General features: G+C 38.9%; 9 protein-coding genes. All 9 read left to right on the plus strand.

Annotated features, from left to right (window positions below):
* Positions 1–1887: hypothetical protein (locus tag JST56_02105; protein MBS1987762.1), on the plus strand; the 1887-nt coding region annotated here is incomplete at its 5' end.
* Between the two features lie 232 nt (positions 1888–2119).
* Entirely contained in the window at positions 2120–5674 is a 3555-nt protein-coding gene (locus JST56_02110; GenBank protein MBS1987763.1) for a hypothetical protein, read from the plus strand.
* Positions 5675–5703: 29 nt separating this feature from the next.
* A complete protein-coding gene (locus tag JST56_02115; protein ID MBS1987764.1) occupies positions 5704–7182 on the plus strand; it encodes a hypothetical protein in 1479 nt (492 codons plus the stop codon).
* 20 nt (positions 7183–7202) lie between these two features.
* Positions 7203–8228: a hypothetical protein gene (locus JST56_02120; GenBank protein ID MBS1987765.1), complete on the plus strand. Its 1026-nt coding sequence runs from the start codon at positions 7203–7205 to the stop codon at positions 8226–8228.
* A gap of 46 nt (positions 8229–8274) precedes the next feature.
* Positions 8275–9765, plus strand: a complete 1491-nt coding sequence (locus JST56_02125) for a hypothetical protein (GenBank protein ID MBS1987766.1) — start codon at positions 8275–8277, stop codon at positions 9763–9765.
* A 195-nt stretch (positions 9766–9960) separates the two neighbouring features.
* Positions 9961–12063 carry a hypothetical protein gene (locus tag JST56_02130; GenBank protein ID MBS1987767.1) on the plus strand — a complete coding sequence of 701 codons (2103 nt, stop codon included), beginning with the start codon at positions 9961–9963 and terminating at the stop codon, positions 12061–12063.
* A 154-nt stretch (positions 12064–12217) separates the two neighbouring features.
* Complete coding sequence (locus tag JST56_02135) at positions 12218–14338, plus strand: WD40 repeat domain-containing protein (GenBank protein MBS1987768.1); 2121 nt, start codon at positions 12218–12220, stop codon at positions 14336–14338.
* A 24-nt stretch (positions 14339–14362) separates the two neighbouring features.
* Entirely contained in the window at positions 14363–16441 is a 2079-nt protein-coding gene (locus tag JST56_02140) for a WD40 repeat domain-containing protein (protein ID MBS1987769.1), read from the plus strand.
* A gap of 211 nt (positions 16442–16652) precedes the next feature.
* The coding region (locus tag JST56_02145) for a hypothetical protein (GenBank protein MBS1987770.1) at positions 16653–18334 on the plus strand (1682 nt) is incomplete at its 3' end.

Here is an 18334-nt window from a genome sequence, read left to right on the forward strand (position 1 = left end):
CTTAGGCTAACGCGTAACAATAGCAGCGCGATTGTGTTAGCAAATGCAAATATCCAGACGGCAAATACAAATATAAGAACAAGTAGCAACGCCTTATTGGCGCTGAACAGAAACAGTTCGAATGCAATTTTGACTTTGGGCAATAACATTCAAACAGCAAACACGAACATTCGTGTCAACAGTAACGCATTGTTGTACCTGACAAAGAACAATTCAAATGCGATCTTGAACGGTGATTTAAATCAGTTGAGATATACGAGTAACGCACTGCTGGCTTGTTGCAAGAATAGCTCTAACTCGATTATGAACCTGAATAACTTGATTAGAGTAAACAGCAACGCGTCGTTGGCTCTAAACAAGAACAGCTCAAATAGCTTGCTGGCGTTGAATAGAAACAGCTCGAATGCGATTCTGAACTTGGGCAACAACATTCAAACGGCAAACACGAACATTCGCGTAAACAGTAACGCATCATTGGCGTTGAATAAAAACAACAGTAACGCTTTGCTGGCGTTGAACCGAAATAGCTCGAATGCCATTTTGACTTTGGGCAATAACATTCAGACAGCGAATACGAACATTCGAGTGAACAGTAATGCGTTGCTATATCTAACAAAGAATAATTCCAATGCGATTTTGAATGGTGATCTGAATCAGTTGAGATACACGAGCAATGCTCTGCTGGCTTGTTGTAAGAACAGTTCTAATTCAATTATGAACCTGAATAACTTGAGTCGTGTGAATAGCAATGCGGTTCTGAGTTTGACAACAAACAATTCAAATACGCTGCTCAGATTAACAACAAACAACAGTTGTGCGATTTTAAATTTAAATACAGGAGAACTTTCGAGTTTAATGAAGTACAACAGTAGTGCCTTGATGCGCTTGGCTGCAAACAATAGTAATGCATTGTTGTTGTGTTGCAAGAATAGTTCAAATTCGATCGTAACGCTCAAAAAACTTGTAGCTCAAAATAGCAACTCAATTGTCTCTGATCCAAACATCTATCTTGACCGTACAAGAACATTTACCGCTCTTGCGACTGCAACATTTAATCATAATAATCACTTTATACATTGTTCTCGCGATCCAAACTTATTTAACATTACGCCGGGTGCAACGTTAACTTTACAAAATGCTGTACTCAAAGACTTCTCAACATTGAGCTATAGTTCTTCAAATAATGGTGAGCTTATTTTTGGAGATGGAGTAGTCATTGAACTTGCAGGAGAAAAAAATAGTACGGCGCACAGTCTTGAATTGAAGACTACTTGGACCTTTGCTGGTGGGCATATCATTATCGATGGGCAAGGGCAAGAGCTTTACTTGAATTCGTATAACGCATTGAGCGTTATGGCTGGTACAACATTGACGTTACAAAACATGATTTTAAATGGCCTGGGAAATCTCAATCCAAATAATATTAAATCTATTGGGCGTGATGGGACTATTGCCTTCAGAAACGTTGAAATGCGTATGACGAGTAATTATACCTTTACCAATGGATACTTAAATTTCTATCCAGACGTTATTCTTTCTGGAAAAGGTCTCATTTTTACCTATGCATCGCCTAAAAAATCGAATGTGGTTAACAATGCACACTTTGCTATTGATATTGGTGTCACTTTTAGCTACGACAGTCCTGCCGGTAAAACACAGTTTAGTCTTGATCCTAACGCTCAGTTGTATTTGAATGGATGTACGCTGTATTCAACACGTACCGGTTTGCACATAACTCAGGGCACATTGGTGCTTGATGATCGTGTAACGTTTACGAGCGAAGCTTTGTATGATGCAGAAGGGATAGAGCTTGACAGCGCTACCGTTGAGGTTCGAGTTTTGCCCGCTGCAGCAATGAATGTTTATGGAAGATTAAAAATTAACTAGCCTCAAAAAAGCTCTATAGACTTGAGCGAAAGTAAGTTTTTTTGTAGTAAAAACTGAGCTGTAATTTTGATTAATGAGTTTTTTAAGACAAATAATTATGGCATAAAACCAACCTTGATTGTTTGGCTTAAACAAGATAGTTTGGAAAAGTAAGGAGAGCGTACCATTGTGGTTTGAAATTGTGTTGTTAATTTCATTTCTGCAATGGCTTGAACTTTCAAGGGAGAATAGTGTGGTGAAGAACGTTGTATTAATTCTTTCATTTTTTTTAATATCATCGAATATTTTTGCAGTACAAAAAGGTTCTGAAAGCGTTCTTTCTGTTGAATCATTTTATACGTTTCCTACAGCTGACAGCGATAATGGAATGTTGGCATTTGGATGGTTTAAAAATGGATTTGGGCTTGAAAATGCCTCAACTACTTGTACTTTTGCATCAATATTCCCAGTGCTTGGAAATATAAATCTTCGAGGTGGGCAATTAGTTTTAAAGAGTGACCTGCATCTGCAAAATGTTTCAACCTTAGTGACACCTGGGTCTATTTATGGGAATAGCCATATACTTGATCTTGCTGAAAGTATTACAGGGTTTCCCGCTTCATTTAATACTAATCTTAATAATACAAAAGTATTTTGTAACTCCGATTTGATTGTATCCGGAACTATTCGATTTAGTGGCGACTGTGAAATTAACGGCCGAGGGCAGCGAATCATTTTAGGAACTGATGGCAATCTCCTGATCGATAATAATTCGACACTGCGTCTAAAAAACATTGAAGTAGATGGTGTCAATGGATATAACATTCGTTGTATGAATGACTCGGCTGCCTTAGAGCTTGATGCGGTTCGATGGATACAAAGCGATGATTATACCTTTAGTTGTGGAAGTATTTCAATACAGAATAATGTTGATTTTGCCAATAGACATAAATTTATTTATTCATCTGGTTTAACAAGCACTATTGCATCAGATTCAACATGGTATTTTTCAGATTTAGCAGAAGTTACTTTTGGTCGCAAAAGAAGTCCCTATGACAGAGAGCCTATTTATTTTGAAGATTATTCATCAGTACTTCGTCTTGAAAATGCAACCCTTATTATTACCAGCTCAGGTATTCGATTAACTCGGGGAACATTTTTATGTGATCGAGAAGTAAAGGTTTATGCGCATTCGATGTTATACGGTATGGGACTTGAGTTGGGTGACGGAGTTGCTGAAAACGATCCAAGTATTAAGCTCTTGCCCGGTGCAGTGCTTAAGCTGACTAATGGGTTATTGACGTATAACGTTGTTGAAAAAAGTAATTTTTTAAATGATGAAGTTGCTGTTAAATTTGTTCGAGAAGGTTATTGTGCTTTTCTTGCAATGCAAGATATTAACTTTTTTAATGTTGAGATTAAGTCTGATTTAACCAGTCAATTTCTTGTTCCTCCTGGTGTGTCTATTGAATTTAACAATTGTTTAATTACCAATCCTTACGGTGACTATTCTGTCAGTGCGTATAACTACGATTGGTATTCGTTTTTACTTGGCCTTGATGGGGATAGTAAATCGGTCATTCTTTCTCGTGGAACTTTTCCAAATTGGTTGCACATTAAAAATTCAGGAAACTCTCTTTCAGGAAATGGTGATATGGGGGGATCAGTTGTTTTTCATGATCCAAGTGCCGAGCTTTCTGTTTCTTTGGATGGGCGAATTTTATCTCAAATTTATATGAACGGAGGAAAGCTGATTTTAGGTAAAGACACTCGTATGAATGATGGGGTTTATTTGACCGGAACGGGCAAAGTTAATTTATCTGCCTATCAGTGCTATTTTGGTTATGAAGATTTGAATTGGACTAGTTCGATTATGTGGTCAGGCGATACGGGCAAGATTAACTTTAACTCTGATGTTGTGCTTTCTTCAGAGTGGTTTTTTAAAGATAATTGTATCATTGATGGAAATGGAAAATCGATTGTTTTAAAACCAACGGCATCAATTAAAGTTGGATCCGGCGGCGTTTTACGTTTTAAAAATGTTGCTTTGTTAGATGTCAGTGGTAATGCGATTGAATGTATTGATGATTCGGGAAAAATAATTTTTGATCAAACTTCTTTGAATTTAGATGCTGACTATTCTTTTTCAAAAGGAAGTATTGAATTTGAAAAAGCGGCCGATTTTTCTGGATCGTATACATTTTTTTATCAAACAGGTTTGACAAGCACTATTGCAAGCCATACCCGATGGTCGTTGCAAAACAATCTTGCATTGTCTATTGGACGAAAGAGGGGGATTACCGACAGAGAACCTCTTTACTTTGAAGATCAATCATCAATTGTTGCTGTTGATCAAGCAAGTTTAGTTGTTTCTTCCTCAGGAATGGCCCTTTCACGGGGGTTGATGGAAATATCCAATTCATTGATTATCGATATGAAATCAACTTCTTCAAACAATGGATTGCAAATGGGTAATGGTATTGCAGGCCAAGATTTTGTTTTCGTTTTTAATCCAGGAAGTTCTATTCATTTCAAAAATGGGCATTTTGTTTACAGCAATCTAGATCCATTAACCATCAAGGCAGCAACTGATTTATCCCGTGTAATTATTGATCCCGCCTTTAATATTTTTGTAAAAAAGTCATTAAAGATAAAAAATATAGCGATAGACTTTTCTGCAATTTGGCACGCAACGATTGATCCATTAGCCACACTTGAATATGAAAATGCAACATTCAGAGTTTTAGGAAATGTCTTTAATATCACCGGGAAGCGTTACTCAGATTCTACATTCTTGCTCGCGGGTAATGGTGTTGCAACTGCCCAAACAGGAATCTTTCCCGTTGCTTTGTTGATTGCGGGGACAGGTAATAAATTGACCGGTGCCGGAGAAATTGTTGCACCAATAATATTTTCAAGCAGTACGGCTGAACTTACGTGGGATGAGCTTGGCTCAATGCAAAGTTACATATCGCTTGCAGGTGGTAAGCTTACCTTAACCAAGCCGCTTACGTTTGCAGACAATCAAATGATCCAAGGAACAGGGACTGTTAATCTTTCAAGCTTGAATCTCAGTATGGGTGGGCTTCATCTGGTGGGAACCAGTACAGTCTTTTGGGATTGTAATAATGCCTCAATGTTGCTTCGTTCCAATCTTGGACTGAGTGGTGGTTGGACATTTAGTGGCAATTGCACAATTCAGGGTAATGGGAATAGTCTTATTTTTCATCCGAACGGTCGTATTATTGTTGGAAGAGGTTCATCGATCCGCTTTAAAGATATCAATTTAAAGGGCATTCTTGATGGTCAAATTATCTGTTTAGATAATGCAAGCAAAGTTATTTTTGAAGATTCAACATGGTCTCAAGATGTTGATACTACTTTTTCATTGGGATCGTTTCAGGTTGTTAATGAATTGATTATGAGAGGTAGAGATACCACATTTGTTTATTCATCTCCCGAACAAAGCCTTATTAATGAGCGTGCTGAGTTGATATTACAAGATGATTTTACTTTTTCTTATGCGCCGCAGACCGAATCTCGAGGCCTTATATCCCTGGTTGACGACACTGCTCGCATTATTTTGCATAACGCTTCGATTCATTCAACTCAAACGGGCTTGCAATTGACTAAGGGTTACTTAGAAGTTCATGGTCATTGCTCACTTCAGAGCGATGCTTGGTATGAAGCTGAAGGCATAACGCTTGGTGATGGCGTGAGTGAAGCGAATGATCTGAAGATTGATATTTATCCAGAGTCCAATCTCAGTCTTGATTCTGGATATCTTGTCTACAAAAACCTTGGATAAATAAATGCGCCTGAAAAAGGGGAGCTCCGATGAATGGCAAGTCAACTGCCGCGCTATTTTTTGGTCTGTTTATACATATTACTTGCAGTCCAATTCTCAACTTCAGAAGCTCAACCTCTGGGATTAACATTACCGAGGGAGCAGGGCTTGTCTTGAGTAATAAAATTCAGGACTGCCAGGGTAAAGTTACCAAAGCAACTGGTGCATCAATTTCTGGACGAGAAATTGTTTTTAACAAAGGAACTTTTGTTGATGGCAATAATCGTATGAAAATTGCCGGCACTTATAGAACAGGTGATGCCAACAAGATTCTTTTAAATGGTAATGAATCTTTTAGAGGAGGTGGCATTTCAGTTGCTCAGGCGATAGAGGTTCGCAATGGTAATAATCGCTTAGAAGGTGAAATTCTTTTGAGTAATAATCTTGTTTTGCATGACTCAAATGCAAGTGTGACCTGTGCCATCACCCGCAGCCTTGCTCAAGATATTGAACTGAATGGCGGCACGCTTTATCTGGAAGAAAATTTAAGTTTTATTGATGATAAAAAGATTGTTGGAAATGGTACGATTGTCTGCAATGCGCGCAAAATAATTCTTGGGGCAAAGGAGATGTCATGGAATGGATCAATTTATTTTGATAACGGAAATGATATCGAGCTTAAGTCGACATTACATCTTTGCCAGACGTGGACTTTTAGCGGCTATAATAGCACGATTGTTGGAAACGGTAATATTTTGATGCTCGAGCCACATGGCAAAATTGTTGTTGAGCGGGGCGCGAATCTTTTGCTCAAGAACATGGTTATTCAAAATGTGGCATTGCGTAATATACGTTGTTTAGATGGCGCTGGAAAAATTATCTTTCAAGATGTTGTACTGGTGCAGAATGATGATTTTATCTTTGATAAAGGTTCATTTGATGTCTATGGAAGTCTTGATTTGATCAGTGGCTACACCTTTGTCTTTCAACCAACAGCCGAGTGTACCATTCAATCTGCTTCAACGCTTGCTCTTTCTAATAACGTAACACTGAGTGTTGATTTTATAACCACGCGTACCGATCTGTTAGCTTTTGCTGATTCATCTGCAGCGTTGCGTCTAAAAAATAGTACCTTATATGTTACCCCAACAGGGATTCAGTTAAAAAATGGATCATTAATTTTTGACGGCGTTTGCAATATTTATGCAACTGATAAACGCAATGTTTCAAAAGGAGTGACCATTGGAAGCGGTCAAAATGCTGATGATTGTACTATGGAAATTCGTAGTGGAGCTTGGGTGAATTTGATTAACGGTACCTTGATCTACCGTAATATTAATCCGAATGCTTTGATATTTAAAAATTCACTTTCAGTGTTGCAAATTGATACATTAGCGCTCTTGAAATTAAATCAACCATTTGATGTTGATCCTGGCAAAATACGTATTGCAGGTGCGTCAAGCGTGGTTCAAGATGGGCTTGATTATTTGCAAGGCAGTGTAGAGTTTTTTATTGAGTCTAGTCTTTGAACAACGGTAGGAAATACAAAATGCTGAACATATTGATATGCATTATTCTGCTCTTTTGTACGCAACCGCTTTTAGCTCTTCGTGTAGGAGCAAAAAATTCATCGTCTGTTCAAAATTTGGTAACATTTCCCGCTTCGACTGGTAATATTATTGTTGGTTATACTCGCCTCGAGCGAGGTTTTAGATTTACAAATAATAGAACTACATGTACCTTTGATGGCTATCTTCCGGTGAGTGGACCCGTTACTTTAAATGACGGGGTTCTTTTTTTATACAAAGACTTTGTTTTAAGTCAAACGCTTTCATCGTTGTCTTCGGGACGGATTCGGGGAAATCATCACTCCTTCGTTTTGCCGCAGATGTCAGCTGACTACACTTTACCCGGTGTTCTGGATTTTGATGAAATAACGCTTGTTTGCTCCTCCAATGTATCAATTGAAGGAGAGCTTCAATTTTCCAATCAATGCAAAATTGACGGTCAGGGCAAGGAATTAACGTTTAATGGCGGCTCAATTGTTGTTCATCCAAATTCATATTTAATTCTTGAAAATGCTTACTTGTCTAATTTTGGAACATCTCGTTTGAGGTGTTTAACAAATACTTCCTCTATTACGCTGCGTAATTGTACCATGTTATTGTCTTCGGACTATAACTTTGAGCAAGGGTCGTTATTTTTTGACATGGATAATGTTGTGATAGGAACCTGTAAATTTATTTACAGCTCACCCGTTGGAAGTACTATTGGGCCTCGATCGACGCTTGTTTTTGATCGCGGTACAACGTTGAGTTACGCACCGTTACGCGCAAACCAAGATTTAATTTTTATGACCGATCAGACTTCAAGATTATATCTTGATGGGGCTTCTCTGTATTCAACGCGCACAGGTTTGCACCTGAATAATGGAACATTAATTCTTGATGATTATGTAACCATGAGTAGCGATGCTCAATTTGCAGCTGAGGCCTTGTGGTTGGATTCTGGGCTCAATGTTGTTATTCGAGCAGGTGCTGCTGTTGAAATGTTTGGCTCAGTAAAATATGAATGATATCAGCTTTGGATATAAAAAATGTACCTGAAAAGGGAGAGTCGTCATGAATAAAAATTTTTTTGGTTACTTGTGCATCTTTGCTTTAATAAGCATTTCGTGCAGTGCAATTCTTAATTTTAGAAGCTCATCGTCTGGTATTAAAGTTACCGAGGGTGCTGGGCTTGTTTTGAGTAATAGAATTCAAGATTGCCAAGGAAAAGTTTCTAAAGAAACTGGTGCATCAATTTCTGGTCAAGAAATTATTTTCAATAAAGGCGTTTTAATTGATGGCAATAATTATATGCGGATTGCTGGAACGTATAAAACCGGAAATACCAATAAAATTCTTTTAGATGGGGATAAAACTTTTCGAGGAAATGGAAAATTAATTACTCAAGCAATAGAAGTTCGTGGTGGGAATAATCGCTTGGAAGGTGAAGTTTTTTTGAGTAATAACCTTGTTATTTATGATTCCAATGCAAGTCTGACGTGCGCAATTGTGCGTAGTCTATCCCAAGATATTGAGCTGAATGGCGGAAAGCTTTATCTCGAGGAAAATTTAAGTTTTATTGATGACAAAAAGATTGTAGGAAATGGGACTGTGGTCTGTAATGCTCGAAAAATGGTTTTGGGTGCAAAAGAGATGTCGTGGAATGGGTCAATTTATTTTGATAACGGAAATGATATTGAGCTCAGAGCAACATTACACTTATCGCAAACGTGGACTTTTAGTGGGAACAATAGCACCATTATTGGTAACGGAAATATTTTAGTACTTGAGCCTCACGGTAAAATTATTGTTGAGCGTGGTGCTAATCTTTTGCTTAAAAACTTAATTATTCAAAATGTCTCAGATGGCAACATTACCTGTCTTGATGATGCCGGTACTATTAATTTTCAAGATGTTGTTATGGTCCAAAATGATGAGTATACCTTTAAAAAAGGCGCCTTTACCGTTCTTGGATTTTTAGACTTAACCGGATCACAAACATTTGTTTTTCAGCCATCGGTCCCATGCACGATTAAATCAGGTTCAATATTACAGCTCGATCCACACATGACTTTGAGTGTAGATTTTGTGACCACCGCAACAGATATGCTGAGATTTGAAGACAAAAGTTCAGTGCTTTTGCTTGATAGCTGTTGCGTGCATGTAACTTCAACCGGCTGGCATTTGAAAAAAGGTAAAATTCGAATTGATGGAACAATCAATACCATCGCTGAATACAAAACTGATCCAAACAATGGACGCCGCCTTGAAGGTGGCATTACGCTTGGGAACTTGTCATTAATGGACGATTGTTCGTGCGAAATTTTGAGTGGCGGACAATGGCTTATAAAGCAGGGTTGGTTTATTTACAAAAATATAGATGCTCAGGCATGGAAAATGTATAACTCTTTATCGACGCTGCGTATCGATGCTGATTCTATCCTTAAGCTTTATCAACCAATCTGTTTTGAAGAAGGTCGCTTGCGCTTTGCAGATACCGCTTCATTCTTGCAAGAGGGTTCAAATTATATTAACGGCCCGATTGAAATTTACAAAACAACATAAAGATATGATTCCAGGTTGTCATCCCCGACTTGATCGGGGATCCAGAGGGTTAATATTGTTCTGGTCTGGATCCCGGCTCGGAGGCCGGGATGACATATGTAGTTAAAGTTTTTTTAAAAAACAGAGCGTTGAGTGAGTTTAAGAAGTTTAGTATAAAAAATAAAAGATCGTGAAAGGAGAAGAGGGTGAACGTATATGTTTTGTAAGATTCAACAAATGATTTTATGCACACTGCTGATCTTCTCCATGCAGGGCAGAATTTGGGCGCTTATTGTTGGTTCTAAAACATCACCATCAAGCCAAGCTTTTACGGTCTTTCCGGCCATTGATACCAATAACACGTTGCTTGGGTTTTCAACATTTGAGCAAGGCTTTATGTTGGAAGATGCAACAACATCATGTACTTACAATAACTACATGCCCGTTTCTGGATCCGTTAACTTGCATGATGCAAAATTATATCTCAATAAAGACTTTTTTCTGACCAACACTTTTTCCCAAATTACCAGTGGAAAAATTTTTGGAAATAATTATTGCTTTGAGCTTCCTCGTTCTGCTTCAGACTTTAATCTTCCTACAGGTTCATGTTTTCATGTGAATCAACTCAACTCAGTAATTATGGGTAACGCCTGTAGCTCGGTTGATTGGTCAATCAATGATAATTACATTGCAGGAATAGCTCTTGATTCAGGTGACTATGAATTAAAAATTGCTTATTTTGACGGCGCTACTTTAACGGTAACGCTTCAATCATATCAGGGGCGTGATACGTATGCGGTTCGATGGCATCCCACAAAACGGTACTTGGCGCTGAGCAGATCGTCTGGTACTGGAGATGAAATTATAATTTATGAACACAAAGTTCATAATGGAACACTTGTAACAATAAGTGGTGCTGCTGTAGCCGGAAACGTGAATGCTTTTGCCTGGCATCCTTCAGGGAATTATTTAATTGCAGGAACTGATTATACCTCAGGTGAAATTATCACCTATCCTGCAAGCTCAACCGGTGTGCTGAGTACTGGAGTTGCCACTAATCTATCGCCAGATCGAGCGATAAGTCGTAATGTATTGAGCTTTGCTCCTGGTGGAAATAAGCTTGTTGCTGGAGCGGTGAACAATGCTACGGCTGGTGCAGCGGAGCTTTTGATTTATAACTTTAATGGGGCCCTAACATTAACCACGAGTGCTGAAGTTGGATACACCGTGCTTGGTGTTGATTGGTCTCCAACCGGTTCATACATCGCTGCGGGGCTTACTGGTGGAACAACTAATTTACGAATTTATGACGCATCTGCAAGTGTTGTGCTTGAGGTTCAATCGGCACGTCAAAATACAAGTGATGCTATTTATTCAGTACAGTGGGATAAGACCGGAACATTTTTGCTTGTTGGTATGTATAATGCCGGAGCTTCTGCGCCAAAGCTTAAAACGCTTATCTACAAATTTGATAAAGCAGCAAAGGTATTAACCCCGATCTATAATGAGTATACGTACGATTTGATCTATGCAGCTCGTTGGTCGCGAAATAATAATTACTTTGCAAGAGCCAACTATGATGCATCAGCACTCTGGGAATATACTGTTGAAAAAACTACTTATACCGGTCTTGGGTCGGGAGTTACGGCTGTTTGTCCTCTTGTTTTTGATAGCACATCGCTTATTTGCAATAGCGATATTAATGTTACCGCGCCAGTTCAATTTTCAGGAAATTGCAAAGTTAATGGACGAGGTAAGCGAATATATTTTAAAAATAATGGTTCATTTCTTGTTCGACCAAATAGTAATTTGATGCTTGAAGATCTTGAGCTCAAAGAAGTTAAAGGATCGAATTTGAGCAATTTGATGAGCAATGGCTCCATAACGCTGCGTAATTGCATTATCAACTTAACAAATGACTACACTTTCTCTCAAGGAGCAATGCTTTTTCAGGAAGATGTTGTGATTACCGGAACCAATAAATTTAATTATACATCACGACAAACAAGTACTATTGCCAGCAATGCACAACTTATGTTTGATATGGATGTTACGTTTAGTTATGCACCAACAATTCCCAACCAAGGTTTGCTTTATATGCCGGATATTAATGCAACATTGTATTTGTATGGTTGTACCTTGCATTCAACCAGAACTGGATTGTCACTCAAAAATGGTACAGTGCTTGTTGATGATTCTGTAACCATGAGTAGTGAAGCAAAGTATCCAGCAGAAAGTTTACGACTGGACTCAAATTTAAATATTGTCATCAAAGCTGGTGCATCGCTTCAACTATTTGGAAGTGTTAAATATGAATAGCAGATTTTTTTGTAGGCTTTGGAGATATGGTTTGTTTATTAAAAATTGGATAACAGTATGTCATTCCGGCCTCCGAGCCGGAATCCAGGCATTTAACAAAGTCTTTCATGGATCCCGGATCAAGTCCGGGATGACATCGTCGGATAAAGTTTTTGTGCAAAGAAGAGAGACTCATGAGTTTGCAACTTGGTTTACCTACAGAGCTGTGATCTTTTTATTGTGTTCTGTTTTTTTTATAGATTCAGTTCAAGCTGTTATCGTTGGTTCAAAAAATTCAGCATCAGCCCAGACATTTACTATTTTTCCCAGTGTTGATTCTAACAACACAATTCTTGGATACACTCGTTTTGAAGATGGATTTATGCTTGAAGGTGCAACGACTTCATGTACCTACGAAGGATATATGCCTATTTCAGGTACGGTTCATCTGAACAAAGGACGTTTGACGCTCAAGCGCGATTTAGTTTTAAGTGGAGTTCCTCTGTTTTTAACGACGGGACGCATTGAAGCAAATAGCTTTGCATTGGAATTACCAAAAAATTTACCCGATTTTAACCTCCCAGAATTTAATGGTTTTACGTTAAACGTTACCGCTTCGTATCATTTGGGAACTCATGCAGCTGTGCCCGATGCATTATCGTTAGATTGGGCTATGAATAATGATTATGTAGCGGTTGGTATGCGTTCTGTTTCTGCTCGAGAGTTACGCGTACTCTATTTTAATGGAACAACCTTGACTGCCACAGTAGATGCAGAAATTGGACGAGAAGTTGCATGTGTGCGTTGGCACCCAACTAAGCGTTATCTTGCAACAGCATTGCCAGCTGGATCTGGTAATGAATTTATAATTTATGAACATAAAACGCATAATGGTACACTTGCAACATTGAGTGGAGCAGCAAGCTCTGGTGATGGTCGAGCGGTTGCGTGGCATCCATCGGGTCTTTATTTAGTAGTTGGGACAACTGATACCACAACAAGGCTTCAGAGTTATCCCGTGAGCATGGCAGGCGCACTTGGTTCAGTCGGAACTCCTGCAACGCTTCCAACCAAAAGTGTTTGCCGTAATGCGTTGAGCTTTAGTCCTGGCGGAAATCAAATTGTGGTGGGGGTTGAAAAAGATACAACAGTTAATATGAGTGAGCTCCTTGTCTATAACTTTAATGGCTCGCTTACACTTTCAACAAGCCTTGATATTGGAACACATGTTTTTGCAGTTGATTGGAATCCTACTGGGTCATATATTGCAGCCGGTTTAGCAAGTGGTTCAACTAATGTTCGAGTATATGATGCTTCGACTTCAGGAAAAATTCGCGAAGTGACCACTGCGCGCGTGAACGAGTCCTATGCCGTTAATACCGTGAGTTGGGATAAGACCGGTACCTATCTTGCGGTTGGAACAACTCCAAAATCTGCTGGTAGACCTGAATTTGCTCTGTATTATTTTAATAAGCAGAATAAAACATTATCGCTTATTTCTAGTTCCGAGACGAACGATGATATTTATTCAATACGGTGGTCGCGTAACAACTCATACATTGCGCGAGGGCATCAACCGGTGAGTTCTGGTCCTCATATGGTTTATGTTCAAAATATGGCGTCTGACGCAACTCCTCTTGTGTTCAAAAATGGTTCAATTGTTTGTAACTCAGATGTAATCTTAAAAGCGCCAATCCATTTTATAGGATCATGCAAAATTAATGGCCGAGGCAAGCGAATAATTTTTCAAAGTAATAGTGGGTTTGTGGTGCGTCCTGGGGCAACTGTATTATTTGAAGATGTTCATTTTCAAAATGTTTTTCCATCAAGCATGCGGTGTTTAGATGATTCCGGAACAGTAACTTTATCAAATTGTAGTTTGTACCTGACAAATGATTATACATTTTCACGCGGATCAATTTTGTTTAAAGAAGATGTAACGATTTCAGGAACAAATAAATTTAATTATACCACGAAGCTCACCAGTACAATTGCAACGCTCTCCAGACTTTTCTTTAATAACAATATGACTTTTAGTTATGCACCGCTTCGTGCAAACCGAACACTCATTAACATGACCGATGAAACATCCAGGTTGTTGCTTGATGGTTGTACTTTGTATTCTACGCGAACAGGGTTAACGCTTTCAAATGGGACGCTGATTATTGATAATAAAGTAACAATCAGTAGTGATGCCAAATATGATGCAGAAAGTATGCAGTTGAGTTCAGATCTTAATATTGTGATACGAGGGGCCGCTATGCTTGAACTTATTGGAAGAGTTCGGTATTTGTAGCTTTTTATGGGGAGAAAGTGTTTTATGATTTTGTTTTTTATACTGCTTGCGTTATGCATCAATACAAATCTGTGTGCACTTTCTGTGGGGTCAAAATCGGCAGTTTCAAGTCAGGCCTATACGGTTTTTCCGGCAGTTGATACCACCAATACTATGCTTGGATATGCTTTTTTTGAAAATGGCTTTTCATTACAGAGTAATGTAACGACCTGCACATTTGATAGCTTCATGCCGGTATCAGGTAATATTGATTTGAATGGTGGGCAGCTTTGGTTGCGTGAAGATTTGATTTTGAGTAACACATCTACAATCCGTTCTTGTGGTCGTATCTATGGAAATAATCAATCGATTGAATTCAGCAAGCAAGTTACCGATCAAGTGTTGCCCAGCTCAGTAAGTGGAGCATCACTTTATATCAATACGCTTTCAAGTGTGGCGATGTTCGCCGCTATTCAATCGGTTGATTGGTCGTATGATAATGCGTATGTTGCTGCAGCTTCTGGTGGCACTTCAAGAGGGCAAGAGATGAAAATTTATTACTTTGATGGTGCAACGTTAACGACTACGCAGTCGGTGGAGCAGAGTAACAAAGACACCTATGCGGTAGCTTGGCATCCGTCAGAATATTTTGTTGCTGCTGGAATGAAGGCTGGAACCGGTAATGAAGTAAGTATTTATAAGCTTAATCCGAGTAATGGCTCCTTGAATCTTACAGCAAGTTTAGATTTTGGATCAAGTGGGGTTTATGCGCTTGCGTGGCATAAATCAGGAAATTACCTTGTTATCGGCACACTTGGGTCGGGTGTTTTTGAGTTGTATGTTTATAGCTTTAACCAGACAACTGGTGCATTAACATCGGCAACGTCACTTGACCTTTCTCCCAGCAGGCAAATACAGACCGATGCACTGAGCTTTGCGCCAGGAGGTAATAGAATTGCAGTTGGAACTGCAAGCAATACGACCACTGGTGTGACAGAATTTTTAGTTTGTTCGTTTGCAGCGTCTGCACTGACGATTACCACAAGTGTTGATACAAACGTCGCGGTCCAATCGGTTGATTGGAGTCCAACAGGAACTTATATTGCTGTTGGGCTTGCAAGTGGGTCTCAAACGCTCAGGATTTACGAGCACGTGCTTTCACCGTCTGAAAAATTAGTTCCTTTAACCAGCGCATATGTTGGACAAACCAGTAGTATTACCTGTGTCAGTTGGAATGCAACGGGAGATTATTTGGCAACTGCAGTAAGTGCTGGTTTGAGTTCAAGCGTCGGTATTTATTATTTCAATAAGACCAACCAAACATTAACGTTGGTTAATACGATTTCTTCATCGGTAGCCGTTAATGCGGTTCGTTGGTCTGATGATTCAAATTATCTTTGCTATGGCGACAGTGCTAAAAATGTGATTGTTGTCTCAGCAACGACGACAGGGCGGCAACCACTGATTTTTGATACAGCAGCTATTGTTTTTAATGCGGATACTTTCTTTGCAACCAATGTACATTTTGTTGGTAATTGTAAAATTAATGGTCGAGGAAAACGTATTACTATTGGGACCAATGGGGCATCATTGATTGTTCGACCAAATAGTCAGCTTGTTCTTGAGGATGTTGAAATTCATGGACTCAAAAGTAATAACTTGCGTTGTATGGTTGATAACAGTTCAATTATTTTTAGAAATACCATGCTTTCTCTTGATTCAGATTATACTTTTTCGCGTGGAAGTATTTTATTTGAAGAGGATACGATTATTACCGGAACCAATACATTTGTTTATTCTTCAAAACTCACAAGTACCATTGCATCCGGAAAAACACTCTTCCTCACTCAAGGGGTAACTTTTAGTTATGCACCTTTGCGTGCTCGAAACGATCTTTTGTATATGCCCGATACAACAGCGCGCTTTTATCTTCAGGGTTGTACGCTGTACTCAACCAGAACCGGGTTGCATTTATCCGGCGGCACGGTGATTGTTGATGATTTGGTGACCTTCAGTAGTACTGCTCAGTATGACGCAGAGGCGCTTCGCTTGAATGAAAATCTTGACCTTGTCGTGAGGGCCGGAGCTCAGCTAGAATTATTTGGGATTATCAAATATCAGTGAGAATGCTTTTCAAGAAAGTAATCACTTTCAGCGATGTTAAGATTTGAATGTGCATTTTATTGTGCAAAGACCTCATTGGGAGGCGGTTATTTAAAAATGTTGACTAATATTTTTATAAAATCGTAGCCTAAAGCTATTAAAAAATAGGCATCTATTATATTTCGTTTTCTTGAATAAAAATTAAAAAACGAAATATGAAAAGGGGAAAGTAATGAGGAGTGTTGGGTTTCTGTGGGTATTAGCACTACTTATGGTTCATGGAACGTTATTCGCAGGCTTTCAATTCTCCCATCAAACTTCTACCATGAGTATTCGATCAGCAAAACTTATTGTAGGAACTCCCCTGACTGATTGGGATGGTACACTTCAACAAAGTGGAACGATCACCGGGCAGCCAATTACTTTTGCAGATGGAATCTTTACCAACAATACAACACCAGCTTTTTTTAATGGCGTGTACAACGGCTCGTTAAATCCAATAACGCTTGATGTTAATCGAAAGTTGGTGGTGAATTGTGGAAGCTTTACTCCTCAGATTACTGTTATTAGAGGTGGAAATGTTCTTCAAGGTCAGCCACTTTTTCTCAACCGTGATTCTATTAATTTAACGCACCAGCTCAGCAACCTTACTATTGGTGTGCAGGCTGCGCTTAACTCTAATATTGTATTAAACCAAGGTAAAGTAACGCTGAGCGATCATCTTTTTATGGGAGATGATCGTACAATCACAGGTTCTGGGACCATGGCGCTTGATCGAAGGCGATTTGCTTTTGGGGGCAAAGATTTGCATTTGACTCATACAATATTGTGGAGCGATGCAAATGATGTGGTTTTAAATAGTAGAATTCAGTTGTCCGGCATTTGGACTTTTACCGGGGTGACAGCTCGTTTAAATGGCAACGGCAATGTCCTTGATCTTAGTGTTGGTGGAACGATTCTTATTAAAAGTGGAACAACACTGCATGTGAGTGATATAAAGATTAGGGGTCTTGGGATTGGGCAAATTATTTTTGAAGATAAAAATTCGTCTCTGCATATCACATCGGCTGAGCTTGAAGTTGTTTCTAATCTGACATTTACCGTGGGTGGAATCTACGCTGAGTCTTGTTCTCGCATTATTACGGGTAACAAGATTCTTACGTTTTCTGAGCAGGCAACACTTTCAGTTGATCAAATCACTTTGTATTACGATACACTTACTTTTAATGATACGAACAATATTCAGCCACTTATTGGTGCTGCCAATAATCCCGGTGGAAAGAATGTTGCATCGGTGAACAATGGAACGATTGGTCATTTAGATTCAGGTTTATCGACGAAAGTAAGAACCAACAGTAACGCGCTCTTGAGATTAACAACGAATAATAGTCAGGCGTTACTTTCTTGTTGCAAGAACAGTTCAAACTCGATAATAAATTTGAATAGCTTGATTCGAGTGAATAGCAATGCGTCTTTGGCGCTGAATAAGAATAGTTCTCATACGTTACTCAGATTAACGAGAAATAATAGCCAAGCAATCTTGAATTTGGATAATCAAATAAGAGTAAGTAGTAATGCATTGTTGGCCTTGAATAAAAATAGCTCGAATGCCATTCTGAACTTGAATAACAATATTCAGACGGCAAACACAAACATTCGAGTGAACAGCAACGCGTTTGTGAGTTTGACGACAAATAATTCAAATGCGCTGCTGAAGTTGTTTGCGAATAATAGTAATGCGATTTTATCAAATGAAGCTTGTTGCCGAGTGAACAGCAACGCGTTACTAACTCTTGCAACGAACAACTCAAATACGCTTTTGAGATTGACAACAAATAATAGTCAGGCGTTGTTGTATCTTGCAAAAAACAATTCGAATACGATTTTGAACGGTGATTTAAACCAGTTGAGATA

The organism is Candidatus Dependentiae bacterium (assembly GCA_018266175.1).
In the GTDB taxonomy this organism is placed as follows: domain Bacteria; phylum Babelota; class Babeliae; order Babelales; family RVW-14; genus JAFEAY01.